Origin of the sequence: Streptomyces sp. NPDC014656 (assembly GCF_043084305.1) — a bacterium.
In the GTDB taxonomy this organism is placed as follows: Bacteria; Actinomycetota; Actinomycetes; order Streptomycetales; family Streptomycetaceae; genus Streptomyces.
In genome coordinates this window covers 137,047-162,665 of the sequence record NZ_JBIBZN010000006.1, presented here as the reverse complement: position 1 = coordinate 162,665, position 25,619 = coordinate 137,047, and the positions used below count along the sequence as shown (strand labels likewise).

Genomic DNA, 25,619 nt, shown 5'->3' with positions numbered 1-25,619 from the left:
CCCGGCCCCGCCACCCGAACGGCTCAACCGCTGGACCCGCAGGAGGAGCCGCCGCCCCCGCACGACGAGGACGACGAGGAGCCGCACGACGACGAGGAGGAACCGCAGGACGAGGAGGAACCGCACGACGAGGAGGACGAGCAGGACGAGCCGCCCGACCCGGAGCCCGACCCGGAGTCCGAGCCCCAGCCGTCCCCGCCGCCCGTCGCCGCTCCCGCGCACCACACCACCACGGCCGCGGCGGCCGTCGTGTCGGAGGAGGACCACGACCCGGTACGGCTCCGGCTCCCCCGTACCGCCCCGCCGGGCCGGGCCGCGTCCCGCAGCCGCTCCCACAGGTCGCGGTCGGGCAGCGCCCGGATCCCGCCGAGGGCGACGGCGTGGACGCCCCCGTAGCCGTGGGCGCTCCGGTAGGCGGCGAGCGCCGCGAGTCCCGCCGTGCTCACCTGGCGCGTGTAGGTGGTGCCGCAGATCAGCCCCGTGACGAAGCAGACGAAGAAGAGCGGCAGCAGCTTCACGAAGAACGGCACGGTGGGCCCGTCCGCCGTGAACTCGGCGAAGGTGGCCACGATGCCGACCGGGAGCAGCAGGACGGCTCCGATGAGGAGGCCGACGCACCACCGGCGCAGGGTGCGGCGGGGACCCGGCAGGGTCACCAGGCCCCGTGCGGCGAGGTCGTCGCCGATCTCCTGCACCGCCGGGTGGGTCATCACCGCGAGGCGCAGGGCGCGCAGCGAGCCGCTGGGGGCGGACGCGTGGCTGTCCAGGACCGCCCGCTCCACCGGGTCGTGGACGATCCGGTGGACGACCGCGACGACCCCGGGGCCGCCGATGACGATCCGGCCGTCCAGGTGCATGGCGGCGAGCGCCGTGTCGGCGACGCGTCCGGGGCCGCCGGCGAGGAACGCGGCCTCGTGGACGTCCCGGACCGGCCCGCTGGGCCCGCCCCGGACACGCCGGGCCAGTACGAAGAGGCGGACGAACACGGCGGCGGCCGCCAGGTGGAGCGTCAGGAGGAGAGGGTCCATGCCGGTCACCGCCCCCCGAACACGCGCCGGGCCAGCCGCCCCACGAGCCCGGCCGGCCGGTCCTCGGCCCGCTCCCGCCACCAGCGGGTCAGTTCCCGCCGCTCGGGCCGCTCGTCCAGGAGCAGCGACTCGACGAAGTCGAGCGCGTCCCGCCGGTAGCTCCCCGGCATGGGCCGGGTCCGGGCGTAGGCGAGGAACGCGGGCCGGAACCCCGCGCCGAGGATCTCCGGCAGCTCGGGCGCGATCCGCGCCACGACCGAGGCCCGCTTCGCCGCGAGCGCCCGGCTCTGCACCCGCATCCGCCGCACGTCGAAGCCCTCGGGCACCGGAGTCCCCGCGACCAGTGCCGACAGCACCGCCACCTGCCCCACCCCCACTCTCTGCCGTGCCTCGTCCCCGGCGGTCACCGGGGCCCCGCCCTCCGGCCCGGCCGGCGCCGCGGCCCGGTCCGGCGGCGCCGGCACGGCTGCGGACACCGGCGGGGTCCCGGCCGCCGCGAGGGCCCCGGCCGGCATCAGCCCGCCGGAGACGCGGGCGCCCGCGCCGATGAGGAGCGGGTCGCCGCCCGCCAGGGCCCGGCCGGCCCGCAGGGCGGCGCCGGCCCCGTGCCGCGGCGCCGGCCGGCCGCGCGGCGCGGCGGCGGGCGCCGGACGGCGGCGGGCCGCCGCCACCGTCGCGCGGATCGCCGTCAGCTCGGCGGCCAGCTCGGCGGCGGGCGGGAAGCGGTCGTCGCGCTCCAGCAGGACGCCCGGCGGGGCGACCCGCCCGGCGAGGTCCGCCAGGATGTCGAGGACCGGCGGCGGGACCGGGTGGGCGTGGGTGTCGTGCCAGACGCCGTCCCGCTCGACGCCGCCCGCCACGTGGACGTAGGCGATGGCCTCCACCGGCAGTTCGGCGAGCGCCCGTGCCGGGTCCTCGCCGCGGTTGCGGTGGTTGGTGTGCAGGTTGGCGACGTCGATGAGGAGCCGCACCCCCGTGCGCTCCACCAGCTCCGCCAGGAACCGCCCCTCCGACAGCTCCTCGCCCGGCCAGGAGAAGAGCGCGGCTATGTTCTCCAGGGCCAGCGGCACCGGCAGCGACTCCTGCGCGATCCGCACGTTCTCGCAGAGCACGTCCAGGGCGTCCCGGGTGCGGGGGACCGGCAGCAGGTGCCCGGCCTCCAGGGGCGGGCTCGCGGTCAGCGGCCCCCCGGCCCGGACGAACGCGATGTGCTCGGTGACGAGCGGCGCCCCCAGCGCCTCCGCCTTCGCCGCGAGCGAGGCCAGCCGCTCCGGGTCCGGCCGGTCCGCCCCGCCGAGCCCCAGCGACACCCCGTGCGGCACGACCGTGACGCCCCGGGCCCGCAGCCGGGCCAGCGACTCGGGCAGGTGGCCGGCGCACACGTTCTCCGCGACGACCTCCACCCAGTCGACCCCGGACAGCTCCTCGACCGCGTCCGCGATCTCGGGACGCCAGCCGATGCCGATGCCGAGTTCCGTCATGTCCCCCTCCTTCGGTCCTCAGTCACCCACGTGATGACCCCGGCGGCGCCGGTCGAACCCGAAGGGGAGGAGGTTCAGAGCTTCATTTGAGGTTCCCGGTCACCGGGCGCCCGGAACCGCCAGGACCCCGGGGTAGGCCGACACCACCGTCGCGCTGCCCGGCGCGATCTCCGTGAAGCCCGCGTCCCGCACGACCGGCAGGCCGCTCGCGGCGAGGGCGGGCCACTCGGCCTCCGGCGCCGTGCGGACGGCGAGCGGGAAACCGGCCTCCCGCCAGGCCGCCCGGGCGGCCCCGTCCAGGGCCCACCAGAGCAGCTGCGCGCCGTGCCCGGCCTGCGCCATCGCCTTGCCCGCCGACATGCCGAGCCCCGGGTTCATCCAGAGCACCGCCGCGCCCTCCGGGACCGGACCGGGCTCCGCCGGGTCGTCGAGGTCGGTGCCCGACACCTGGAGCTTGGCCAGGTCCTTGGGCCAGCCGTCCAGCGGGATCGGCGGGAAGACCCGCACCTGCGCCTCCGCGCCGGTCTCGGTGATGCCGGGCAGGCCGCCGGCCCGCCGCCACTCCGCACCGCGCGCCCGCCGGACGACCTTGCGGATCCGGGCGTCCTCCCAGTCGGCGACGGCCCGCGCCCACTCCCCCTCGCCGTGCGCCCGCTCGTCGGTCAGCAGCCGGAGCACGGCGCGGGCCGCGGTCTCCAGGGCGTCGGTGCGGGCCGGGGGCGCGTCCTTCTCGATGCGCACCACCAGGGGCAGGACGAACTGCGGCTTCCCGTCGCGGGGATCGGCGCGGGGGTCGGTGCGCGGCTCGGCTCGGGGCTCGGCGCGCGGATCGGTGCGGGGCTCGGTGTCGTCGCTGCTCACCCGGTCAGTCTGCCACCGCCCGGCACCGGGGGATCTTGTGGCCGGGGGTGCGGCCGGGCGAGGATCGCGTCCATGAGCGCGTACGTCGGAGAGCGGGAGCCCGTGCGGCTCGCGGGTGTCGGGCGCCGGTACGGTCCGCGCGGCCCGTGGGTGCTGCGCGGCGTCGACCTGGAACTGCCGCCCGGCCGGCTCGTCCGGGCCGGCGGGCCGAACGGGGCCGGCAAGTCGACGCTGCTGCGGCTGGTCGCCGGGGTCGACGCCCCCGCCGAGGGCCGGATCACCGGCCGCCCGCCCCGGACCGCGTACGTCCCCGAGCGCTTCCCGCCCGCCCTGCCGTTCACGGCCCTCGGCTACCTGGCGCACCTCGGCCGGCTCCAGGGCCTGCGCGCCGGCGCGGCCCGGGCCCGGGCGGGGGAGTGGCTGGAACGGTTCGGCGCGGGCGCGTACGCCGGCACCGCCCTCGCCGGGCTCTCCAAGGGCACCGCGCAGAAGGTGGCCGTCGCCCAGGCCCTGCTCGCCGGGCCCGGGCTCCTCGTGCTCGACGAGGCGTGGACGGGGCTCGACCCGGAGGCCCGCACCGAGCTCGACCGGGCGGTGCGGGAGCGGGTCGCCGCCGGTGCCGCCGTCCTCTTCGTCGACCACGACCCGCGCCGGCTCGCGGGCGAGGCCGACACGGTCCTGCGGGTCGCGGACGGCCGGGTCCGGGCGGAGGAGTCCGCGCCGGGGTCCGCGTCGGGCTTCGCGTCGCGGTCTGTGTCGGGGGCCGTGTCGGGGTCCGTGTCGGGGTCTGTGTCGGGGGCCGTGTCGGGGGCCGTGTCGGGTCCCGCATCGGGGGCCGTGTCGGGTCCCGCGTCGGGGTCTCTGCCGGGATCTGTGCCGGGGTCCGTGCCGGGCTTCGCGTCGGGGTCCGTGCCGGGTCCCGCGTCGGGTCCCGCGTCCGTCTCCGTGTCCGTGCGGATCGTGGCCTCCGGGGGCCGGGCGCTGCCCGGCTCCCTGCCGGGCGGGGCCGCCGGGGTGCCGCTCGCGGACGGCGGCGGCGTGCTGTTCCGGGTCGGCGGGGCGGACTCCGACGCGCTGCTGCGGGTCCTGCTCGGCGCGGACTGGCACGTCCACCGCGTCGAGACCGAGGCGGCGACCGTCGGGGAGCGGGTGTGACGGCGCTCCTGCGGTACCACTCCGCGCTCCTCCTCCGCTCCCAGCGGTGGCTCGCCCCGCTGCTCCTGTACGCGGCCCTGGTGGCGGTCGGCGTCCGCCCGGGCGATCCCGTCCTCGGCTCGCTCGGCATCGCGGCGGCGGCCCTCGTACCGGTTTCCGCCTGGTCGGTGCGGATCTGCCTGACGCAGGAGCCGGCCGCGGCCCGGGCGGTGACCGCCGCGGCCGGCGGCCGGTCCCGCGCGCACCGGGCCGCCCTCCTCACCGGCGCCGGCTGGCCGGTGCTCGTGGGCGCGGTCGCGGTCGGCGCGGTGACCGGCACGGGCGATCCGGCGGGGACGAGCGGCCCGGCCGCGCTGCTCGCCGGCCTCCTCGCCACCACCGCCTGCGCGCTCACCGGCGGGGCCGTCGGCGCGCTCGCCTCCCGGCCGTTCGTCGCGGCGCCGGGCTGGTCGGTCGCGGTGCTGCTCCTCGGCTCCCTGCTCGCGCTGGTGACCACGGGGTCGCCGGCGAAGCACGCGGTCACCGCCCTGGTCGCGGCCGACGGCGGGGCCCGGCCGCCGTGGGCCGCCTGCGCCGCCGCCGTCCTTCTGGCCGTCGTGACGGCGGCCGTGTCCGGCCGGGCCGGCGCCCGCCTGGAGTGAGGGCCCGGAGCCGCCGCAGTAACCTCGATGGCATGACCATGGAATCCGGGGCCTCCTGCGCCCCCGAGCCCGCGCCCCGGCCGCCGAAGGCCACCGAGGGGCCGTACGCGCGCTGCGTGCTGTGCCTGGAGCCGACCGAGTACGCGGAGTCGGCCAAGGGCATCGTGCTGTGCCCGGTCTGCGAGTGGCAGGAGGCCCAGCGCAACGCCTGCTCCGGCTGAGCCGCCGCCCCCGGTCAGCCCGCGCGCATCAGCTCGGACACCTTCACGAAGCGGTAGCCGCGGGCCCGGAGTTCGGGGACCACGCGGCGGATCGCGCGCTCCGTGGCGGGGGCGGCGCTGCGGGTGCAGTGGAGCACGACCACGGAGCCGGGGCGGACGCCGGAGAGCACCTGCTCGGCCACCGCGTCGGGGTCCTTCGCGAAGGCGTCCCCGCCGACCACGTCCCACTGGACGGCGGTGACGCGGGCGGGGGCGAGCGCGTGGCGGGCGGTGTCGTCGTAGCAGCCGCCCGGGAAGCGGAAGTACGGCACGACGTGGACCGCGCCGGCGTCGCGGAAGGAGTCGAAGGCGCGCCGCACGTCGGCCGCCATGTCCGGTGCGGCGACCGTCGGCAGGCCGTAGCAGGGCTCGGCGAAGGCGTAGTGGCTGTAGGAGTGGTTGGCGATCTCGAAGCGGGGGTCGCGGCCGATCGACCGGGCCTGGTCGGGGTACTCCTCCGCCCAGCGGCCCGTCATGAAGATCGTCGCGTCCACCTCCAGCCGGCGCAGGGTGGCGATGAGCTCCGGATTGTCGAAGCGCTCGCCGCGTGCCGCCCGGGGCCCCTGGTCGGCGGTCATGTCGGCATCAAAAGTGAGCGCGACGACCTTCTCCGCGCTCCGGCCCGTCCGGCGTTCGTAGACGGGGGTGAGCCCGCCGGCCCCCGGCGCCAGGGTCGGGGCCGCGGCGGGTCCCGCGCCGGGCTTCGGCCGGGCGGCGGCGCTCGCGGAGGGCGCGGGGAGCGCGGGGGCGCGGGAGGCGGTGCCGGTCTTCGTCGCGGAAGCGGGGGCGGGGGACGGGGCGGCGGCCCCGTCGCCGCAGCCGACGAGAACGGCGCCCAGGAGACCGAACACCGCCAATTTTCGTACAGGAATGTTCACGAACGGAAGCTATACGACCAAAGTGTCGAACGCTCGCGACGCGGCAGCGGCAACGCCCGAGTCCACGCGCCGAGCTGACTCGCCGTCGCCCGGGGGAGCCGGGCGGCCCTCAGCCGGAGGGCCCGTCGGCGGGGGCGTCCCGGGTGCGGGAAAGGCCGTCCGGCGCGTGCCCCGGGGTGCCGATCCAGCCCCGCTGCGAGGCCATCGCCCCGGCCTGGAAGCGGCTCCGCGCCCCCAGCATGTCCATGATCGCGGCCACGGTCCGGCGGGTGGTGCGGGTGGAGACGCCGAGCCGCTTCGCGATGGTCTCGTCGGTGTGGCCGTGCTCCAGGAGCCGCAGGGTCTCGCGCTCCTGGGAGGTGAGCCCCCGCTGGTCGCGCGTGCGCGCCGCGCCGAGCCGGTCGGCCCGGTCCCAGGCGAGGTCGAACAGGGTGCACAGCGCGGTGAGCGTGCCGTCGCCGCTGAGCAGCACGGCGCTGTGCCCGCTGTTCTCGCCGTACACCGGCAGGACGGCGACCCGGCGGTCGAGGACCGTCATGCGGACCGGGACGTCGGGGGTGGTGCGGACCTCGCCCCCCTTGGACGCGAGCCAGTTCGCGTACTCCATGCCCGCCGGGCTGTTGCGGATCGACTCGGGATAGAGGGTGCGCATCCGGATGCCGCGGGCGAGCGTCCTCGCGTCCAGCGGCTTGGCCGACTCGATGTTGCTCTCGTCGGGCGCGTCCGGGACGAACGCCATGATCTCGTGGTCGACGTGACGGCTCAGCTCGGCCAGCCGGTCGCGGATCCGGTCCACGCCGACGAGCGTCTCCACCCCGGAGGAGTCCCCCACCGGCTGGAAGCCGACCCAGTCCGCGATCAGCTGGGCCGCCGCCGCTCTGGACGCCTCCAGCTTCTGCTGCTGGGCGAGCAGTTCCGCCTGCTGGCGGGCGAGTAACGACTCCATCGCCAGCTCCGGGCTGACCGCGTGGAGCCGGGTGCGCTCCGTGGCGGACGGGCGCAGCAGCGAGAGTTCGCTGAGCCGTCCGAGCGCCTTCCGGACGTCCGCCTCGGGCAGCGAGAGCGAGGCGGCCAGCTCCGCGACCCCCCAGTCGGAGTGCTGAAGCAACATCCGGTAGATGCTTTCCGTTCGGGTGTCGATTCCCAGTGCGTCCAGCATGTGTGTACCCCCCATAGATACGTGTACGAATCATCACACGCCCTGTGGCCCCGCTTTCCTGCCGGTACGGAAGAAACGAGGGTTCTGGCAGGTTCCGGCCATGTCCGCTAGGGGACTCCGCCGAGCCGGGGAATGCGCGGGGCGGCCCGGGAACATCGGGGGATGTATCTGGTCCACGTGTGGTTGTGCCGCGCCGTCGACGGCGCGCCGTCCCGGGAGTTGGCGCGGGAGTTCCGCGCGGCGGCGGCTCCGGACGAGGGCGTGGAGCACGCCGTGGTGCACCACGTCTCCGGCCGGGAGACCGTCGTCGGTCTCTTCCTCCGGCGGGAGAGCCTCGCCGCCGCGGAACGCGCGGCCGCGGCGGTGTGCGCGCGCGTGCTGATCCGGCACGCCTCGTGGGGATTCGAGGCCGTCTCCTGCGAGGCGGTGCTGATGACGCCGTTCCCGGAACCGTAGGATCCCGGCCCGGCGCCGGCCGTGTCCCGAACCGGCCGTGTCCCGATGCTGACAGGGCGGATCGCTTCACCGGAATACGGGCCTGGTGCACGCTTCAGTCATCCGGATCTCCGGTCCGACGAATTCCCCTCCACCGCAAAGGACTTCGCCATGCTGCGTGCCCGCGTCGCCGCCATCCTGACGCTCGCGTTCGTCTTCGCCGGAATCAGCACCACGGCGATGGCGGACAGCCCGGTCGTCAAGGCCACGCTCGGCTGGCAGTGAGTGAATTCCCCGGCCTCACCGGGCCGGAGATCCCGTGCGGAAGAACCCATATTCCTTGAAAGGCGAAAAATGAGCAGGATCAGAAGGACCCGCCGCGTCGCCGTCGCCCTCTGCGCGGCCACGGCGCTCGGACTCGGCGCCACCGGGGCCGCGTTCGCCGAGCAGTCCGGGCCGGCCGGCGGCCACCCGGCCGCGCGGGCCGGCGGGCACGAGTACCCGGGCGCCGGCCAGGGCAAGGTCACCCCGGTGCCCGACGAGTACCGCACGGGAGCGGGTGCGCGCGGTCTGACCGCGGCCGAGGGGATCACCCGGAGCGAGGTCATCGCCCGGGCGAAGTCCTGGGTCGGCAAGGGCCTGGACTACAGCTGGACGAACTACCACCAGGGCTACCGGATGGACTGCTCCGGCTACGTCTCGATGGCCTGGGGACTCGGCAGCTCGCTGGCCACCCCCAACTTCGTCCCCGGCACGGCCGAATGGATAACGAAGGCCGAACTCAAGGCCGGTGACGCGCTGCTGGACGACGACTCCGGCGCCGACGGCCACATCGTCCTCTTCGAGGAGTGGGCCACCGCCGACAAGACCTCCTACTGGGGCTACGAGTTCACCCCGAGCGGTGTCCACCACCGCATCCTCCCCTACCCCTACTACGCGGGTAAGGGACCCTTCGCGCCGGTCCGTCTGAAGAACATCGTGGACGACCCGATCCCGGAGGCGCAGGCCCCGAAGGAGGACACCTCCTCCCGGGTGAACGCGGACTTCAACGGCGACGGCCGCGACGACGTGGCGGCCCTCTACGGCTACGGCGACGGCTCCGTCGCGCTCTTCACCTTCCTCGCCCGTCCCGACGGCGGCTTCGACGCGCCGCTGAAGTCGTGGACCCGCCCGCCGGGCAACTGGACCTTCAAGAGCGTCAAGCTGACGGCCGGCGACTACGACGGCAACGGCCGGGCGGACCTGGCCGCCATGTACGACTACGCCGACGGCTCGGTGTCGCTGTTCACCTTCAAGTCCCGCACCGACGGCGGCTTCTCCGACCCCGTGAAGTCCTGGACGACCGCCCCGGGCAACTGGTGGCCCGAGAACGTGAAGCTGGCCTCCGGTGACTTCGACGGCAACGGCCGCGACGACGTGGGGGCGTTCTACGGCTACAGCGACGGCCGGGCCGCGCTCTACACCTTCAAGCCCGACGCCACCGGCGCGTTCGGAACGCCGCTGCGCTCCTGGAACGTCCCCGAGAACTACTGGTGGGGCGAGAACGTCGAGCTCGCCGTCGGCGACTTCGACGGCAACGGACGCGACGACCTCGCCGCCATGTACGGCTACGAGGACGGCACCGTCTCGATGTTCACCTTCAAGTCCCAGACGGACGGCGGCTTCGTGGCGCCCGTGAAGTCCTGGACCACGGAGCCCGGCAACTGGAACTTCTCCAACGTCAAGCTGACCGCCGGCGACTACGACGGTGACGGCCGCGCCGACGCCGCCGCCTTCTACGGCTACAGCGACGGCCGCGCCGCGCTCTACACCTTCCTCACGAGGACCGACGGGACCTTCAACGCCCCGGTGCGGTCCTGGAACGTGCCCGCGGACTACTGGTGGGGCGAGAACGTGCAGATCGCCTCCGGCGACTACGACGGCAACGGACGCTCGGACGTGGCCGCCTTCTACGGCTACAGCGACGGCCGCGCCGCGCTCTACACCTTCAAGCCCGACACCACGGGCAAGTTCGCCTCCCCGCTGCGCTCCTGGAACGTGCCCGCGGACTACTGGTGGGGCGAGCACGTGAAGCTCGGCTGACCCGGGCCCGGCCGGTCCCCGAGGACCGGCCCGGCCCCGCGCCCCGAAGGCCCCCGCGCACAGAACGGGGCCGCCCGGCACCCGCCGGGCGGCCCCGGCCCCCGCCCTGCCCGCGCGCGGCCGGCCCCCGCCTCCGCCCCTCCCCGCCCGCCCGTCCGCCCAGCGGCCCCGTACACCGGAAGCGAGCCCCGCCCATGCACGCGTCACCCCCTGTCCGCCCCCCGAGAAGCGCCCGCGCCGGCCGGGCCGTCGCCGCCGCGCTGACCGCCCTGGCCCTGGCCGGCGTGACCGCCCCGGCGGCCTCCGCCCTCCCCGCGGCCTCCGGTACGGCCGCCGCGGCCGGGGACACCAGGCCCGTCGAGTACCGGGGACTGCGCCTGGACGTCCCCGCCGACTGGCGCGTCGTCGACCTGGAGGAGTCACCCGGGACCTGCGTCCGCTTCGACGCCCCCACCCTCTACCTGGGCCACCCCGGCTCCGGGCAGTCCTGCCCCGCCGACGCGGTCGGCGAGCGGACCGACGCCCTGGTGGTGGAGCCCCTCGCCGGGGCCGCCGTCCAGGACCCCGCCTCCGTCCTCCGCGTGCCGGCCGGCCGCCCCCTCCCGACCCGCGTCGGGGACGACGTGGACCGCGAGGCCGTCCTCTCCGTCGAGGGCGCCGGGCTGCTCGTCACGGCCGTCCGGGGCGCCGGCGCCGACACCGTCTCCCGGGTGGTCGGCTCCGGGCGCGTCGGACCCGCCGCCGTCCCGGGCACGCTGCCCGCCCCCCGGGCCGGCACCGGGGCCGGGGACACCGCCGGAACCGCGAGGGCACTGGCCGCGGAGCCCACCACCGGATACACCGGCAAGGCCTTCGACGCCTGTACGGCCCCGTCCGCGAGCCTCATGCAGGCGTGGAAGGCGAACTCGCCCTACGACGGCGTCGGCGTCTACATCGGCGGCCCCACCCGGGTCTGCGCCCAGCCCAACCTGACGGCCGGATGGGTCTCCGACCGCACGGCCGAGGGCTGGCACATGATCCCGATCTACGCGGGCCGCCAGGCCGGCGGGATCACGGCCGGCGAGGCCGCCGCGCAGGGCAGGGCCTCCGCCGACGACGCGGTGGCCAAGGCCAAGGGCCTCGGCTTCCCGGCCCAGACCGTGCTCTACACCGACATGGAGGACTACGACTCCTCCCTCTACCGCACCCGGGTCCTCGACTACCTCTCCGCCTACGGCGCGCGCGTCCGCGAACTCGGCTTCCGCGCCGGCGTGTACGCGAACGTCTCGAACTCCGGCGACATGGCGGCCCTGCACAACAACTCCCGCTACACCAGGCCCGACGTGCTGTGGGTCGCCAACTGGAACGGCGCGGCGGACGTCTCCAACAGCTCGATGGGCCTGCCCGGCAGCACCTACTGGCAGGGCAAGCGGCGGGTGCACCAGTACAAGGGCAACTCCACCGAGACGTACGGCGGAGCGACCCTCAACATCGACCGCAACTACATGGACGTCGCCCCCGCCACCGCCCCCGAGCCCGAGCCCGAGGCCTGGCGCGAGGACGCCGCCTCCCGGGTGAACGCGGACTTCGACGGCGACGGCCGCGACGACGTGGCGGCCCTCTACGGCTACGGCGACGGCTCCGTCGCGCTCTTCACCTTCCTCGCCCGTCCCGACGGCGGCTTCGACGCGCCGCTGAAGTCGTGGACCCGCCCGCCGGGCAACTGGACCTTCAAGAGCGTCAAGCTGACGGCAGGCGACTACGACGGCAACGGCCGGGCGGACCTGGCCGCGATGTACGACTACGCCGACGGCTCGGTGTCGCTGTTCACCTTCAAGTCCCGTACCGACGGCGGCTTCTCCGACCCCGTGAAGACCTGGACGACCGCCCCGGGCAACTGGTGGCCCGAGAACGTCCAGCTCGCCTCGGGCGACTTCGACGGCAACGGCCGCGACGACGTCGCCGCCTTCTACGGCTACAGCGACGGCCGGGCCGCGCTCTACACCTTCGCGTCCGACGCCTCGGGCGGCTTCGGCACCCCCCTGCGCTCCTGGAACGTCCCCGAGAACTACTGGTGGGGCAAGAACGTGAAGCTGGCCTCCGGTGACTTCGACGGCAACGGCCGCGACGACGTGGCGGCGTTCTACGGCTACAGCGACGGACGCGCCGCCCTCTACACCTTCAAGTCCCGCACCGACGGCGGCTTCTCGGACCCCGTGCGCTCCTGGAACGTGCCCGAGAACTACTGGTGGGGCGAGAACGTCAAGCTCACCGCCGCCGACTACGACGGCAACGGCCGCGCCGACGTGGCCGCGATGTACGGCTACGAGGACGGCTCCGTCGCCCTGTTCACCTTCACCACCCGGACGGACGGCACCTTCGGGAACCCGGTGAAGTCCTGGAACACGGCCCCCGGCAACTGGTGGATCGAGAACGTCCAGATCGCCTCCGGCGACTTCGACGGCAACGGCCGCGGCGACGTGGCGGCCTTCTACGGCTACAGCGACGGCCGTGCCGCCCTCTACACCTTCGCCTCCGACGCCGCCGGCACCTTCGGCACCCCGCTGCGCTCCTGGAACGTCCCCGCCGACTACTGGTGGGGCGACCACGTGAAGCTCGGCTGATCCCGCTCCGGTCCCCGAGGGCGGCGGCACCCCGGTGCCGCCGCCCTCTCCCACGAGACGAGAGAGTCCCCATGGCACGCAAGACCCCCCTCACCGCCGCCCGCGCCGCCCTCGCGGCGGCCCTGGTCGCCGCCGGCACGGCCCTGCTCCCGACGGCCCCGGCCACGGCCGCCTCCGTCGCCACCTGGGACAAGGTCGCCCAGTGCGAGAGCGGCGGGAACTGGTCCATCAACACCGGCAACGGCTTCTACGGCGGACTGCAGTTCAAGCTCAGCACCTGGCGGGAGTTCGGCGGCAGCAACTACGCGACCTACCCGCACCTGGCCACCAAGCAGGAGCAGATCCTCATCGGCGAGAAGGTCCTCGCCGGGCAGGGCGAGGGCGCCTGGCCCACCTGCGGCCCCCGCGCGGGCCTCGGCGCCGACCACGCCGACCCCTACCCCGACGAGCCCGCCCCGCCCGTCGAGGCCGCCTGGCGCGACGACGCCGCCTCCCGGGTGAGCGCCGACTTCAACGGCGACGGCCGCGACGACAACGCCGCCTTCTACGGCTACGCGGACGGCTCGGTCGCCCTCTTCACCTTCCTCGGCAAGTCCGACGGCGGCCTCGCCGCCCCGGTGAAGTCCTGGAACGTGACCCCCGGGAACTGGACCCACCGCAGCATCAAGCCCGTCGCCGGCGATTTCAACGGCGACGGCCGCGCCGACCTCGCGGCCATGTACGACTACGCGGACGGCTCGGTCGCCCTCTTCACCTTCCTCGCCAGGCCCGACGGCGGCTTCGCCGCCCCGGTGAAGACGTGGACGACCGCCCCGGGCAACTGGTGGCCGGAGAACGTGAAGCTGGCCTCCGGTGACTTCGACGGCAACGGCCGGGACGACGTGGCGGCGTTCTACGGGTACAGCGACGGCCGGGCCGCGCTCTACACCTTCGCGTCCGACGCCTCGGGCGGCTTCGGCACCCCGCTGCGCTCCTGGAACGTGCCCGAGAACTACTGGTGGGGCGAGAACGTCAAGCTGGCCTCGGGCGACTTCGACGGCAACGGCCGGGACGACGTCGCCGCCTTCTACGGCTACAACGACGGACGCGCCGCGCTCTACACCTTCAAGTCCCGTACCGACGGCGGCTTCTCCGACCCGGTGAGGTCCTGGAACGTGCCCGAGAACCACTGGTGGGGCGAGAACGTGAAGCTCACCGCCGGGGACTACGACGGGAACGGCCGCGCCGACGTGGCCGCGATGTACGGCTACGAGGACGGAGGCATCTCCCTGTTCACCTTCACCACCCGGGCGGACGGCACCTTCGGGAGCCCGGTGAAGTCCTGGACCACGGCACCCGGCAACTGGTGGATCGAGAACGTCCGGATCGCCTCCGGCGACTACGACGGCAACGGCCGGTCCGACGTCTCCGCCTTCTACGGCTACAGCGACGGCCGCGCCGCCTTCTACACCTTCGAGCCGGACGCGGCGGGCGCCTTCGGCACCCCGCTGCGCTCCTGGAACGTCCCCGCCGGCTACTGGTGGGGCAGCGCCGTCACCCTGGCCTGAGCCGGCGTCCGGCGGCGGGGCTCACTGCCAGGGCCCCGTCACGGCGAACGTCGTCCCCGGCTCGTAGCAGTTGACGTACATCGTGGAGCCGTCGGGGGAGAAGGTGACCCCGGCGAACTCGCCCCACTCCGGCGCCCCGGGCTTCCCCACGTCCTGGGCGCCCCGGGCGACGGCGTACACCTCGCCCCGCCGGCTCACGCCGAAGACGTGCTGCGCGCCGCCGCCGTCCTCGCACACCATCAGGCCGCCGGCGGGGGACAGGCAGATGTTGTCGGGGGACTCGCCGGGGAGCCGGACGTCGGTGTCCGGGCCGAAGGAGACGGCGAGCGTGAGCCGCCGGCCGCGCGGGTCGTACCGCCAGACCTGCCCGAAGTGGGTGGCGCCGGAGCCGTCCGAGGCGCGGGCGAAGGAGGAGACGAAGTAGACGGACCGCCCGCCCCAGTAGCAGCCCTCCAGCTTCTGCGCGTGGGTGATCCCGCCCCGCCCGAAGTCCTGGAAGCGGATGGGGGTGCCGGCCGCCTGCGGGTCCGGCACCGGCACCCACTCGACGCCCTCGAAGACCGTCCCGGTCTCCCGCACCTCCGACAGGTCGGGGACGCCGGGCACCCGCATGGCCTGAAGGGTGCCGCCCGCGCGCAGCGCGCCGGTGCCGCCGAGCGGCCGCTCGGGCAGGAAGCGGTAGAAGAGGCCGAAGGGGTGCTCGAAGGCGTCCTCCGTCTCGTAGACGATCCCGGTGTACGGGTCCACGGCGACGGCCTCGTGCGCGAAGCGGCCCAGCGCGGTGAGCGGGACGGCCCCGGTGCGGTGCGGGTCGGCCGGGTCGACCTCGAAGACGAAGCCGTGGTCCTTCTCGTACCCCTTGGTCCCCGCCTTGTCCTCGGTCTCCTCGCAGGTCAGCCAGGTCCCCCAGGGGGTGGGTCCGCCCGCGCAGTTGACGGCGGTGCCGGCGACGCCGACCCGCTCGGAGCGCACCTCGCCGCCGGCGTCGAGGCCGAGGACGGTGCAGCCGCCCTTGCCGCCCCGGTCGTAGACGAGGCCGGGCACGAGGGGGACGGCGTGGCGGGCTTCGGGGCGGTTCTCGTGGTTGCGGACGAGGCGGACGCCGCCGTGCGGGCCCGCGAAGGCGCTCATGCCGTCGCAGTGGCTCGGGACCCGGCCCTCTCCGGAGCGGAGCCGGTCGCCCTCGCGGGACAGGACCCGGTAGGAGAAGCCGGCCGGGAGGTCGAGCAGGCCGGCCGGGTCGGGCAGGAGGGGGCCGTAGCCGCCGCGCGGCTCGGCGCCGGCCGGGGATCCGGCGAAGAGGTCGGCCAGGGCGCCGGTGAAGGCGATCCCGGCGACGGTGGCGCCGCCGCGGGCCAGGATCTGACGTCGTGTCGCGGACATGGGGGGCCTTCCCGCCGAGGACAGGTGTGGACCCGCTGTATGTACCACGCACCGGAGTGGGTGATGCCGTCACGCGGGTCCACGACGCCTCGAATGGCCTAATCCCGCCCGTTCCCGGACGGGGTGACGCGGAGTCAGACGAGCTCGGCCGTCAGCGTGATCGTCGTGCCCGTGAGCGCCTGGCTGACCGGGCAGTTCTTCTTGGCGTCCTCGGCGGCCGACGCGAAGCCCTCGGCGTCGAGACCGGGGACCTCGCCGCGCACGGTGAGGTGGATCCCGGTGATGCCCTCGCCCGGCTGGAACGTGACGTCCGCCTTGGTCTCCAGACGGGTGGGCGGGGTGCCCGCGCCGGCCAGGCCGTGCGAGAAGGCCATCGAGAAGCAGGAGGAGTGCGCGGCGGCGATGAGCTCCTCGGGGCTCGTCTTGCCGTTCGGCTCCTCGGTGCGGGCCGGCCAGGAGACGTCGTAGGAGCCGAGACCGGAGGAGTCGAGGGTGACGACGCCGGAACCCTTGAGCAGGTCGCCCTGCCAGACGGTGTGGGCGTGACGGACGGTGGCCATGGTGAATCCCTTTCGATCGGCTGTGGCCCCAACCTACTGCGCGACGAGCCCCTTTGCGTCCCGTGCCAGGGCGGTGAGCCGGGAGATGGCGCGGAAGTACTTCTTCTTGTAGCCGCCGTTCAGCATCTCGTCACTGAACAGCTTGTCGAACGGGAGCCCGGAGGCGAGCACCGGTATCTCGCGGTCGTAGAGCCGGTCGGCGAGGACGACGAGCCGCAGCGCGGTCGACTGGTCGGGGACCGGGCCGACGCCGGTGAGGCAGACCGCCGTCAGGTCGTCGGTGAGGGCGCCGTACCGGCTCGGGTGAACCCTGGCCAGGTGTTCGAGAAGGTGCGGGAAGTCGTCCAGGGAGGCGCCGGGGACGCGGTACGCGGTCTGGGTGACGACCTGGTCGGAGTGGGGCGCGGGAGCCTCGGGCAGGCCCCGGTGGCGGTAGTCCTCGCCGTCGATCCGCAGCGGCCTGAAGTGTGCGGAGAGGCCCTGGATCTCGCGGAGGAAGTCGGCGGCGGCGAAGCGGCCCTCACCGAGCTTGCCCGGAAGCGTGTTCGAGGTCGCGGCGAGCGCCACGCCCGCCTCGACCAGCTTCCCGAGCAGGCTGGAGACGAGGACGGTGTCGCCCGGGTCGTCCAGCTCGAACTCGTCGATGCACAGGAGGCGGTGCCCGCTCAGGGTCCGCACGGTCTGCTGGAAGCCGAGCGCGCCGACCAGGTTGGTCAGCTCCACGAAGGTGCCGAAGGCCTTCAGCGCGGGCTCGGCGGGGGTGGCGTGCCACAGCGAGGCGAGCAGGTGGGTCTTGCCGACGCCGTAGCCGCCGTCGAGGTAGACCCCGCGCGGGCCGGCCGGGGCGGCGGGCTTCCGGGCGAACCAGCGGCGCTTCCCGGCGCCGGTCGCGTGCGCCCCGCCCAGCGTCTCGGCGAAGCCGGCGAGCGCCTTGACGGCCTCGCACTGGCTGGGCTGGTTCGGATCGGGGAGGTAGGTGTCGAAGCGCACCGAGTCGAAGCGCGGCGGCGGGATCATCTCCGCGACCAGGCGGTCGGCGGGGACGTGGGGCTCGCGCGAGCACAGCGAGAGCGGGGCCGCCGCTGCGGAGGCGGCTTCATTCGGGGCACGGGTCGACACAGTTCCCCACTGTAAGCGCCGTGTCAGACTGCGAGAATGCGACAGCTCTTCCCTGTGACGGACATGACAGCCCAGAACGCCCAGGTCAACGGCGGGGACCGGGAGTGGTCCCTCGACGAGCTGGCCGACTCCTATGCCTATCCGGTGGGGGCCGAGGTCTGGCTGCGGGCCAACATGGTCTCCTCCCTCGACGGGGCCGGACAGCACGAAGGGCGCTCGCAGCCGCTCTCCTCCGACACCGACATGCGGATCTTCGGCACGCTCCGGGGGCTCGCGGACGTGGTGATCGTGGGTGCGGAAACGGTACGCCTGGAGGGGTACCGGCCCGCCCGCGCCCGGGAGGCCTTCGCGGAGCGCCGGGCCGCCGCCGGGCAGGGCCCCGCCCCCGCCATCGCGATCGTCACCGCCTCCCTCGACCTGGACCTCGCCCTTCCGCTCTTCACCTCCCCGCTGGTCCCCACCCTGGTCCTGACCGGGGCCGGAGCCCCCGCCGACCGGATCGCGGCGGCCCGGAACGCGGGCGTCGAGGTGCTCCTGGCCGGCGACGGTGCCGCCGTCGACCCGGCCCGCGCCGTCGCCCTCCTCGCCGAGCGGGGGCTGCGCCGCCAGCTCACCGAGGGCGGGCCCCGGCTGCTCGGCCAGTTCACGGCCGCGGAGGCGCTCGACGAGCTGTGCCTGACGCTCTCCCCGACGATGACGGCGGGTGACGCCCAGCGGATCGCCCACGGCCCTTCGCTCGCGCTTCCGACACGCTTTGGGCTGGCTTCTCTGCTGGAGCAGGACGGCTTCCTCTTCACCCGCTACCGTCGGATCTGACAATCGGCGGAATTTCCCGTTCCGCTTAGCGTCGGCTGGGCACAATCACAGTCGCAGTCCCCGTGCGGTCACGGGGAAGGATGGTTTCCGCAGAAGGGCTCCTGAGGTGTTCACAAGCGTTCTGATGATCGAGAAGCCCCTGACGTCCGTGGACGTGGAATTCGTCACCACCCTGCACGGCGACGAGGGCGTGTCCTTCATCGTGCTGATGCAGCCGCGCGGTGATCAGGCCGATGTACTGCTGCGCGCCATCGACGACGTCGCCCTGGGCGAACTCAAGGAAGCGGCCCGCGAGGGCGACGAACCGGAGGGCAAGGCGGCCCGCGAGCCCGCCGAGCTCGCCCTGGAGCACTCGCTCCGGGCCCTGAGAGAGGCAGGCTGCGAGGCGGTCGGACAGGTGGTCGAGGACCACCCCCTGAACAAGATGAAGGCGGTCGTCGAGGAATCGGAGGCGGACGAGGTCATCGTCCTCACCGCCCCCCACTACGTCGAGGAGTTCTTCCACCGGGACTGGGCCTCCCGGGCCCGCCACAAGGTCGGCGTCCCCGTCCTGAAGCTCTTCGCCCACAGCGAGTAGCCGCCCGCGTACGGCCCGGGGAGGGACGCCGCCTCCCCGGGCCCCCCGGCCACAGCCACTAGGCTGGAGCCGACACGTCGTACGCACACCCGGGGAGAGATCCGCATGGCACCCGCCATCCCTGCCGCCATGGAACGGCCGCACTTCATCGGCATCGGCGGTGCCGGAATGTCGGGCATCGCGAAGATCCTCGCCCAGCGCGGAGCCAAGGTCGCGGGCAGCGACGCCAAGGACTCCCCGACCGCCGAGGCGCTGCGCGCCCACGGCGTCACCGTGCACCTCGGCCACGCCGCCGAGCACCTCGCCGACGACGCCTCCGCCGTCGTCGTCTCCAGCGCCATCCGCGCCGACAACCCCGAGCTGGCCCGCGCCGCCGAACTCGGCATCCCCGTCGTGCACCGCTCCGACGCGCTCGCCTCCCTCATGGACGGCCTGACCGCGATCGCCGTCGCCGGCACCCACGGCAAGACCACCACCACCTCGATGCTGGCCGTCGCCCTCACCGAGCTGGGCCTCGACCCCTCCTACGCCATCGGCGGCGACCTCGCGGGCCCCGGCACCAACGCCCGGCACGGCGCCGGCGAGGTCTTCGTCGCCGAGGCCGACGAGAGCGACCGCAGCTTCCAGAAGTACGACCCCCAGGTCGCGATCGTCCTCAACGTCGAGCTCGACCACCACGCGAACTACGCCTCCATGGACGAGATCTACGAGTCCTTCGAGAAGTTCGCCGCCAAGCTCCGCCCCGGCGGCACCCTCGTCGTCGGCGAGCACTCCGGCGCCCGCGAGCTGGCCCGCCGCGTCGCCGGCCAGGGCCGCGACGACCTCCGGATCGTCACCGTCGGCGAGGAAGAGGGCTCCGACGCCCACATCCTCAAGATCGTCCCGAACGGGATGAAGAGCGAGGTCACCGTCGCCCTCGACGGCACCGAGCACACCTTCACCGTCTCCGTCCCCGGCCGCCACTACGCGCACAACGCCGCCGCGGCCCTCGCCGCCGGCGCCCGCGCCGGCCTCGACCCGGCCGCCCTCGCCCAGGCCCTCACCGCCTACACCGGCGTCGGCCGCCGCCTCCAGCTCAAGGGCGAGGCCGCGGGCGTCCAGGTCATCGACTCCTACGCCCACCACCCCACCGAGATGACCGCCGACCTGGAGGCCATGCGCGGCGCCGCGGGCGGCTCCCGCCTCCTCGTCGTCTTCCAGCCGCACCTCTTCTCCCGCACCCAGGAGCTCGGCAAGGAGATGGGCCAGGCCCTGGCGCTCGCCGACGGCTCCGTCGTCCTCGACATCTACCCGGCCCGCGAGGACCCGGTCCCCGGCGTCACCAGCGAGCTGATCCTCGACGCGGCCCGCGCCGCCGGCGCCGAGGTCACCCCCGTCCACGACAAGGACACCGTCCCCGACGTGATCGCGGGAATGACCCGCCCCGGCGACTTCGTTCTGACCATGGGCGCGGGCGACGTCACGGACCTCGGTCCGGCGATCCTGGCCCGCCTGGCGAACTGAGGGAGTGGACGGACGATGGCGTACGAGGTCGAGAAGTCGGACGCGGAGTGGCAGGCGGAGCTGACCCCGTCGGAGTACCAGGTGCTCCGGCTGGCCGGCACCGAGCCCGCCTTCCGCGGCGAGTACACGGACACGAAGACGAAGGGCGTGTACTCCTGCCGCGCCTGCGGGGCCGAGCTCTTCACGTCGAACGAGAAGTTCGAGTCGCACTGCGGCTGGCCGTCCTTCTTCGACCCGAAGGACAGCGAGGCCGTCGAGCTGGTCGCGGACACCTCCCACGGGATGGTCCGCACCGAGGTCCGCTGCGCCCGCTGCGGCTCGCACCTGGGCCACGTCTTCGAGGGCGAGGGCTACCCCACCCCCACGGACCAGCGCTACTGCATCAACTCGATCTCCCTGCGGCTGGCGCCCGAGGAGTCCTGACACGGATGTGCGGTCCCCCCTAGGGTGTCCGGAGACGGATTAGGGGGACCGCATGGCCGGCAGGCACTTAGCACCGCTTCCCACCTACCGCAGGGACGCGGTGACCCGGAAGCTGTGCGCGCACGTCTACCTCGACGACTCCTTCGCGCACCGCACGGACGTCGAGCTCACCGGGGACCGGCTCACCGCCCTCGGGCTGCCGCTCGGGATCAACCTGGTCGCCCTCGCCCGGCACGCGCGGGTCGCCGCCCGCCGGCTGCACGCCCGGGACCGCGCCCTGTCCCTGCTGTACCTCGCCTTCTGGACCGGCGCCGGGCTGGTGCCCTACGGCCTCGCCACCGGGCCCGTCGCGGCCGCCGCCGGAGCCGGCCTCGCCCTCGCCGCCGCCGCGGGCGGCTGGTGGGTCACCCGGCGCGACCTCTCGGTCTCCTGGCGGGACGCCCAGCGGGTCTTCCAGGACGACACCCGCCCCGAGGACCATGCCCCGCCGGTCGAGGCCGCCGCCGAGGACCGGCTGCGGGCCCTCGCCAAGGCCAACGTCCTCCCCTACACCGCGGCCGCCGCCCACGACGACCCCTTCGTCGGCCACGGCGAGAAGCTCAAGGACGTCGTCTGGCACCCCATCGACGTCTCCCAGCCCGCCGACGACCCGGCCCGGCCCGGACACAAGCTCACCATCAAGCCCTTCGACGCCGTCGACCTGCACACCTTCGTCGCCCGCGAGATGGGCAACATCTCCGGCCTGGAGGGCCTGCGCGCCCGCAACCGGCTCTACGTCTCCGGCGACCACCTGCCGTACCTCGCCGACGAGCTCCTCGAATCGCGCCTCGGCCGCCCCCGCGCCCAGATCTCCCCCGACCTCGTCCGCACCGGCCTGATCCGCTCGGGCGCCGGCATGCGCACCTACCTCAGCCTGGAGCGGATCAGCGACGGCGGCCGGGTCGTCGTCTCCGTCCACATGCGGGCCCGGCTGCACCACCCCAGCCTCTCCTGGGAGGTGATGGTCTTCGTCATCCCGCCGCCCGCCGCGCGCTACTCCACCGTCACCACCCTCCCCACCCAGGGCTTCGACCGGTTCCGCACGCTGCTCGGCGGCACCAACGGCATCTGGTGGCGCTGCCTCACCGGCTCCTGGTCCCGCACCGCCCGCCGCCGCGCGGACCGGCGCGCCCGCGCCCGGGCCCTGGAGCGCGCCCGCCGGGACATCTTCAAGCGGAACGTGCTGTACGACCACGGCGCGACCGACAGCGTCCGCGAACGGATCTCGGACGGGGAGCGGATGCTCTTCGGCGACTCGGCCGACGCGCAGGACTACCTCCAGCGCCTCCAGGGCGGCATCCTCATCGCCACCGAACGCTTCCTGAAGGCCCATCACATCGACAGCGCCTCCTTCGACTCGACGAAGCAGATCATCAACTCGAACCCGACGTACAACTTCAACGGGATCGTCCAGGGCAACGCCTTCGGCCACCAGAACGTCGTCCACAACGCGCCCGGCCAGCCCGGCGCGGGCGGCGCGCAGCCCGGCCCCGGCGGCCAGTGGGCACAAGGAAAGGGGACCCCGTGAACACCTTCAACTTCAACGGCCCGGTGAGCGGCAACGCCTTCGGCAACGACAACACCGTCACCAACCACCACCACCACGGGGCCGGCGAGCCGGCCGGCGCCCGCGAGCTCGCCGAGCGGCTGGTGACCCTGCTGCGCGAACTGCCCGCCGACACCGCCGCCGTCACCCGCGCGCAGGCCGTACGGGACGAACTCGCCGCCGCCGAGCAGGAGGGGCGCCCCGTCGACCAGGGCAGGGTGCGCACCGCGCTCGCCGCCGTCGAGCCGTACGTGACGGTCGGCAGCGGCGGCATGGCCCTGCTCCAGGGGATCCTCGCGGTGCTCGGCGGCTGACCGGCCGGGGTCGGCGGGGGCCGGGCGGGATCAGCGGGCCCGGACCTCGGCCCGGGCGCCGTCGGCCAGTTCGAGGGCGAGGCCGGAGCGCAGCGGCACCGTCTGGCCCGGCGCGATCCGCTGGCCGGTGCCGTCCGAGCGGGTGCCGGTCCACGCCTCCCCGGAGCGGTTGGCGAGACCGTACCGGCCCGGCTTCTGCGGGTGCTCGACCAGCTCGGCGACGAGGCTGCCGTCCGAGTAGTCGTGCCGGGTCGGCTCGGCCGTCAGGTGGTGGCGGTGGATCCGCGCCGCCCGCCCCAGCATGATGTGCCGCTCCGTCCGGGGCGGCGGGGTGGTCACCACGAGCCGGGGCGGCAGCACGAGCGGGGTCCCGTCCTTCCAGCAGGTGCCTGGCGTGGCCGCGCCCGGCTCGGTCATGTTCTGCCGGCCGCAGTTCGGGCACTCCACGACCGCGTCCCGGGCCGCCCGGAGGGCGTCCCGCCACTGGGACTCGCGGACCCGGGCCGAGGGCTCCCGCAGCCCCACGGTGAAGTTCTGCGTGAACAGCTTCTGGAGCGAGCGCGGCACCAGCGGCCACAGCGCCCGCACCGTCGTGTGCTCCACCGGGTCCGGGCGGTTCTCCCGGTTGTCCGGGTCGAAGACGAACAGCGGGTCCCGGCCGTACAGCCTGCGCTCGGCGTGCTCGTCCAGGCAGCGGATCGCCAGCTCCCTGGCCCCCTTGAAGGGGTGGTGGTTCACCAGGAACATGAAGAGCAGCACCGACAGCGAGTGCAGGTCGCTCTGGGTGCCGGGCATGGCGCCCGGGTCGCCGCGCACCAGCTCCGGGGCCATGAAGCCCATGGTGCCGGAGATGCCGCTCTGGTCGCCCTCCACCACCGCGTTGTCGTTGTCGCAGACCAGCACGTCACCGGTGGCGGGGTCGAAGAAGATGTTGCCCCAGGAGATGTCCCGGTAGGCGATGCCGCGCGAGTGCAGCGCCTGGTAGGCCTCCACCGTGTACAGGCAGGCGGTCAGCAGCTCCCGGAAGGTGGTGGAGACCGTCCGCCGGAACAGCTCGGGCAGCCCCCGGAAGCGGTCCGGCCGCACGTCCATCAGATAGCCGAAGCGGTCCGGCGCCGCCTCGACGAACGCGGTCGGCCACAGGAACCGGTCGTCGTCGAAGTCCCGGTCCACCAGGTCCAGGACGACCCGCCGCTGCTGCGAGGTCGCGCTCTCCGGGTAGTACCACTTGAGCGCCTTGGCGGAGCCGTCGGGAAGCGTCACCCGGTACACCTCGCCCTGGCCGCCCGAGCCGAGCAGCCGGTCGACGACGAACGTCTCCCCGGTGCCAGTCGTCAGCGTGTCCCCGTTGTCGAGCATGCCGCTCATGGTCGTTCGGTCTCCTCGTCGTCGTGCCTCGTGCCGGCGGATGGATCCGATAGGCCGGATGCGGGATCCGGCAGCCCGGATGTTGGATCCGATAGGCGGGATGTTGGATCCGGCGGGCTGAGCGGTGGATCCGGCGGGCTGGATGCTGGATCCGGCAGCCCGGATGATGGATCCAATGCTTTGGACACTGGATCCACGCCCGCCCCCGGGCCCCACGGCGCCGCGGGCTCCGGAGCCGTGGACCACGCCGCCCGGGGGTCGGGCCCCGACGCCCCGCAGGCGCGGTCCGCGCGGTGGGCGAGGGCCAGGGTGGTGTCGTCGCCGGAGTGGCGGGACGCCTCCGTCAGCCAGCGCGGCACGTCCTCCGCGATGCCGGGCACGCCCCGGTCGGCCAGCCGCTCGTACAGCCCGGCCGCGAACTCGGTGAAGCCCTCGTCCGAGGCGAAGCTCTTCGACAGGCCGTCCGTGGACAGCGCCACCAGCCGGGGCGCCCGGTCCGGTTCGGGCAGCGGTTCCCAGTGCACCCGGACCAGGTGCCAGGCCTTCCGCATGCACAGGGAGGCGGTCTCGTCGCCGAGTTCGGCCCGTTCGGGCGCGAGCGGCAGCCGTACCCGCCCGTCCTCGTCCACCACGGTCAGCTCGCCGTCGCCCAGCTGCCAGGCGACGAGCAGACCGGGGGCCAGGACGGCGCCGATCAGCGTGGAGCCGTACAGCCGCAGGACGTCCTCGCGGGGCGCGTCGGCCCCCTCGGGGCCTGGCTGGCGGCCCCAGTGCTCCCACACCCTGGTCTGCCAGTCCCGCACCAGCCGCTCCGGCAGCTCGTAGCGGGCGTAGTCGCGCAGCCGGGGCAGCCGGCCCGGGCGGACGAGCGCGCCGAACTCCCGCGCCCTGGCGGCGAAGAGGTCGGCGGCGAAGCGCGCCCCGAGGTCGCTGCGCGGGTACGAGACGGAGCCGTGGCCGTCGGCCACGGCGAGGACCAGCGGGTCGTCCGCCGTTCCCGTGCCCTCGGCGACGCCCCAGTCCTGGTTGAGCTTCTTGCCGAGCCCCATGACGCTCGTGCCGAGGGTTTCCCAGATCGGCAGGGCGCTCACCACACGTCGTCGTCGTCGGTGGCGAGCACCGGCGGCGCGTACGGCGCGGCCGGCTTCGTCGGGCCGTCGCCCGAGCCGTTGCCCCCGGCGACGGGCTGCGAGGCGGCCTTCACCGCGGCCGTCGACGCCCAGCGGATCGCGGCGGCCAGCTGCTTGGGGCTGTTGGCGTCCAGCGGCCGCAGCTCCGGGTTGGCCAGGAACTCCTGGAGCACGCCCCGGTCGGCGTCCGCGCCGATCGCGATGGCCACCCGGACCGCCTTGCGGCCCCACGGCGTCGCCTCGATCGCCCGCAGTCCGGCCCGCCAGTCGTCGGTGGGCGCGCCGTCGGAGACCAGCGCGATCACCGGCTTGAGGGCCCGCTCCGGCATGGGCGGGGTCTGGAGCTCGCCGGCGACCAGGGTCAGCGCCTCGCCGAGGTTGGTGGTGCCGTCGGGCGCCACGTCCTGCCAGGTGAAGTCGTGCACCCCCACCGGGTCCTTGTGGTGCCAGCGGGCGGTGGTGGAGAAGGTGATGGTGCGCAGCAGCAGCTGGGCGGCCGGGTTGTCGTCGGCCACCGAGCGCATCTCCGGGATGGCCTCCCGGATCGCGTAGTTGAGCTGGCCGATCTTCTCGCCGGACATCGAGTACGAGGTGTCGAGCAGCCAGATGAAGTGCACCGGGCGGTTCGCCATGGCGCCGCCGGGGAGGTCGGTCACGATTTCCTCCTGGGGAGTCGGGGAGTCGGGGAGTGGGGACGGGTGGTTCGGGGAG

23 protein-coding genes and 1 pseudogene are annotated in these 25,619 nt (G+C 74.4%); 13 read left to right on the top strand and 11 right to left on the bottom strand.

Annotated elements, in window-relative coordinates; translation table 11 throughout:
• Positions 1–23: 23 nt before the first annotated feature.
• From ACF1ED_RS16610 to ACF1ED_RS16600, 3 genes are all read right to left on the bottom strand, one after another.
• Entirely contained in the window at positions 24–1,028 is a 1,005-nt protein-coding gene (locus tag ACF1ED_RS16610; protein WP_391760983.1) for a TIGR04222 domain-containing membrane protein, read from the bottom strand.
• 5 nt (positions 1,029–1,033) lie between these two features.
• Positions 1,034–2,509 carry a DUF692 domain-containing protein gene (locus ACF1ED_RS16605; RefSeq protein ID WP_391760981.1) on the bottom strand — a complete coding sequence of 492 codons (1,476 nt, stop codon included), beginning with the start codon at positions 2,507–2,509 and terminating at the stop codon, positions 1,034–1,036.
• 99 nt (positions 2,510–2,608) lie between these two features.
• On the bottom strand, positions 2,609–3,370 hold the full coding sequence (locus tag ACF1ED_RS16600) for a peptidyl-tRNA hydrolase (protein WP_391760979.1): 762 nt from the start codon (positions 3,368–3,370) through the stop codon (positions 2,609–2,611).
• Between the two features lie 72 nt (positions 3,371–3,442).
• On the opposite strand from ACF1ED_RS16600, the pseudogene ACF1ED_RS16595 reads away from it, so the two are divergent.
• The 3 genes and pseudogenes from ACF1ED_RS16595 to ACF1ED_RS16585 form a co-directional block, all read left to right on the top strand.
• A pseudogene (locus tag ACF1ED_RS16595) lies at positions 3,443–4,081 on the top strand (ATP-binding cassette domain-containing protein); the annotation flags it as partial.
• Between the two features lie 440 nt (positions 4,082–4,521).
• Entirely contained in the window at positions 4,522–5,166 is a 645-nt protein-coding gene (locus ACF1ED_RS16590) for an ABC transporter (RefSeq protein ID WP_391760977.1), read from the top strand.
• 32 nt (positions 5,167–5,198) lie between these two features.
• The gene (locus ACF1ED_RS16585; RefSeq protein ID WP_391760975.1) at positions 5,199–5,387 is read left to right on the top strand and encodes a hypothetical protein; all 189 of its coding nucleotides are present in this window, start codon (positions 5,199–5,201) and stop codon (positions 5,385–5,387) included.
• A gap of 14 nt (positions 5,388–5,401) precedes the next feature.
• Here the strand turns inward: ACF1ED_RS16585 and ACF1ED_RS16580 are convergent, their stop codons facing one another.
• Positions 5,402–6,283 carry a polysaccharide deacetylase family protein gene (locus ACF1ED_RS16580; protein ID WP_391760973.1) on the bottom strand — a complete coding sequence of 294 codons (882 nt, stop codon included), beginning with the start codon at positions 6,281–6,283 and terminating at the stop codon, positions 5,402–5,404.
• A 130-nt stretch (positions 6,284–6,413) separates the two neighbouring features.
• Complete coding sequence (locus ACF1ED_RS16575; RefSeq protein WP_391760971.1) at positions 6,414–7,415, bottom strand: LuxR C-terminal-related transcriptional regulator; 1,002 nt, start codon at positions 7,413–7,415, stop codon at positions 6,414–6,416.
• Positions 7,416–7,625: 210 nt separating this feature from the next.
• On the opposite strand from ACF1ED_RS16575, the gene ACF1ED_RS16570 reads away from it, so the two are divergent.
• From ACF1ED_RS16570 to ACF1ED_RS16555, 4 genes are all read left to right on the top strand, one after another.
• The gene (locus ACF1ED_RS16570; RefSeq protein WP_391760969.1) at positions 7,626–7,919 is read left to right on the top strand and encodes a hypothetical protein; all 294 of its coding nucleotides are present in this window, start codon (positions 7,626–7,628) and stop codon (positions 7,917–7,919) included.
• 333 nt (positions 7,920–8,252) lie between these two features.
• Entirely contained in the window at positions 8,253–9,980 is a 1,728-nt protein-coding gene (locus tag ACF1ED_RS16565; protein WP_391760967.1) for an FG-GAP-like repeat-containing protein, read from the top strand.
• Between the two features lie 194 nt (positions 9,981–10,174).
• Entirely contained in the window at positions 10,175–12,583 is a 2,409-nt protein-coding gene (locus tag ACF1ED_RS16560) for a glycoside hydrolase domain-containing protein (RefSeq protein WP_391760965.1), read from the top strand.
• Positions 12,584–12,654: 71 nt separating this feature from the next.
• Positions 12,655–14,130: a transglycosylase family protein gene (locus tag ACF1ED_RS16555; protein WP_391760963.1), complete on the top strand. Its 1,476-nt coding sequence runs from the start codon at positions 12,655–12,657 to the stop codon at positions 14,128–14,130.
• Between the two features lie 21 nt (positions 14,131–14,151).
• On the opposite strand, the gene ACF1ED_RS16550 is transcribed toward ACF1ED_RS16555, so the two are convergent.
• The 3 genes from ACF1ED_RS16550 to zapE form a co-directional block, all read right to left on the bottom strand.
• Positions 14,152–15,513, bottom strand: coding sequence for an alkaline phosphatase PhoX (locus ACF1ED_RS16550; RefSeq protein WP_391760961.1), 1,362 nt, complete (start codon positions 15,511–15,513; stop codon positions 14,152–14,154).
• 134 nt (positions 15,514–15,647) lie between these two features.
• Positions 15,648–16,073, bottom strand: coding sequence for an OsmC family protein (locus ACF1ED_RS16545; RefSeq protein WP_391760959.1), 426 nt, complete (start codon positions 16,071–16,073; stop codon positions 15,648–15,650).
• A 33-nt stretch (positions 16,074–16,106) separates the two neighbouring features.
• A complete protein-coding gene (zapE, locus tag ACF1ED_RS16540) occupies positions 16,107–17,192 on the bottom strand; it encodes a cell division protein ZapE (protein WP_391760957.1) in 1,086 nt (361 codons plus the stop codon).
• Positions 17,193–17,228: 36 nt separating this feature from the next.
• Between zapE and ACF1ED_RS16535 the strand changes: the two genes are divergently transcribed.
• The 6 genes from ACF1ED_RS16535 to ACF1ED_RS16510 all read left to right on the top strand — a co-directional run bounded on the left by ACF1ED_RS16535 (position 17,229) and on the right by ACF1ED_RS16510 (position 22,410).
• Entirely contained in the window at positions 17,229–18,008 is a 780-nt protein-coding gene (locus ACF1ED_RS16535) for a pyrimidine reductase family protein (RefSeq protein WP_391760955.1), read from the top strand.
• A gap of 106 nt (positions 18,009–18,114) precedes the next feature.
• Positions 18,115–18,585 carry an indole-3-glycerol phosphate synthase gene (locus ACF1ED_RS16530; protein ID WP_391760953.1) on the top strand — a complete coding sequence of 157 codons (471 nt, stop codon included), beginning with the start codon at positions 18,115–18,117 and terminating at the stop codon, positions 18,583–18,585.
• A 105-nt stretch (positions 18,586–18,690) separates the two neighbouring features.
• Positions 18,691–20,088 carry a UDP-N-acetylmuramate--L-alanine ligase gene (murC, locus tag ACF1ED_RS16525; protein ID WP_391760951.1) on the top strand — a complete coding sequence of 466 codons (1,398 nt, stop codon included), beginning with the start codon at positions 18,691–18,693 and terminating at the stop codon, positions 20,086–20,088.
• Positions 20,089–20,103: 15 nt separating this feature from the next.
• The gene (msrB, locus tag ACF1ED_RS16520; RefSeq protein WP_391760949.1) at positions 20,104–20,511 is read left to right on the top strand and encodes a peptide-methionine (R)-S-oxide reductase MsrB; all 408 of its coding nucleotides are present in this window, start codon (positions 20,104–20,106) and stop codon (positions 20,509–20,511) included.
• 52 nt (positions 20,512–20,563) lie between these two features.
• Positions 20,564–22,078 carry a hypothetical protein gene (locus tag ACF1ED_RS16515; RefSeq protein ID WP_391760947.1) on the top strand — a complete coding sequence of 505 codons (1,515 nt, stop codon included), beginning with the start codon at positions 20,564–20,566 and terminating at the stop codon, positions 22,076–22,078.
• A complete protein-coding gene (locus tag ACF1ED_RS16510; RefSeq protein ID WP_391760945.1) occupies positions 22,075–22,410 on the top strand; it encodes a hypothetical protein in 336 nt (111 codons plus the stop codon). Before ACF1ED_RS16515 ends, ACF1ED_RS16510 begins: the two co-directional genes overlap by 4 nt.
• Before the next feature lie 30 nt (positions 22,411–22,440).
• Here the strand turns inward: ACF1ED_RS16510 and ACF1ED_RS16505 are convergent, their stop codons facing one another.
• Genes ACF1ED_RS16505 through ACF1ED_RS16495 form a run of 3 tightly spaced genes read right to left on the bottom strand, consistent with a single transcriptional unit; the run spans position 22,441 to position 25,540 of the window.
• Positions 22,441–23,778, bottom strand: coding sequence for a protein kinase (locus ACF1ED_RS16505; protein ID WP_391760943.1), 1,338 nt, complete (start codon positions 23,776–23,778; stop codon positions 22,441–22,443).
• A complete protein-coding gene (locus ACF1ED_RS16500) occupies positions 23,775–24,869 on the bottom strand; it encodes a PP2C family serine/threonine-protein phosphatase (RefSeq protein WP_391760941.1) in 1,095 nt (364 codons plus the stop codon). The genes ACF1ED_RS16505 and ACF1ED_RS16500 overlap by 4 nt, the downstream gene beginning before the upstream one ends.
• A complete protein-coding gene (locus ACF1ED_RS16495) occupies positions 24,866–25,540 on the bottom strand; it encodes a tellurium resistance protein (RefSeq protein ID WP_391761334.1) in 675 nt (224 codons plus the stop codon). The genes ACF1ED_RS16500 and ACF1ED_RS16495 overlap by 4 nt, the downstream gene beginning before the upstream one ends.
• Positions 25,541–25,619: the final 79 nt, after the last annotated feature.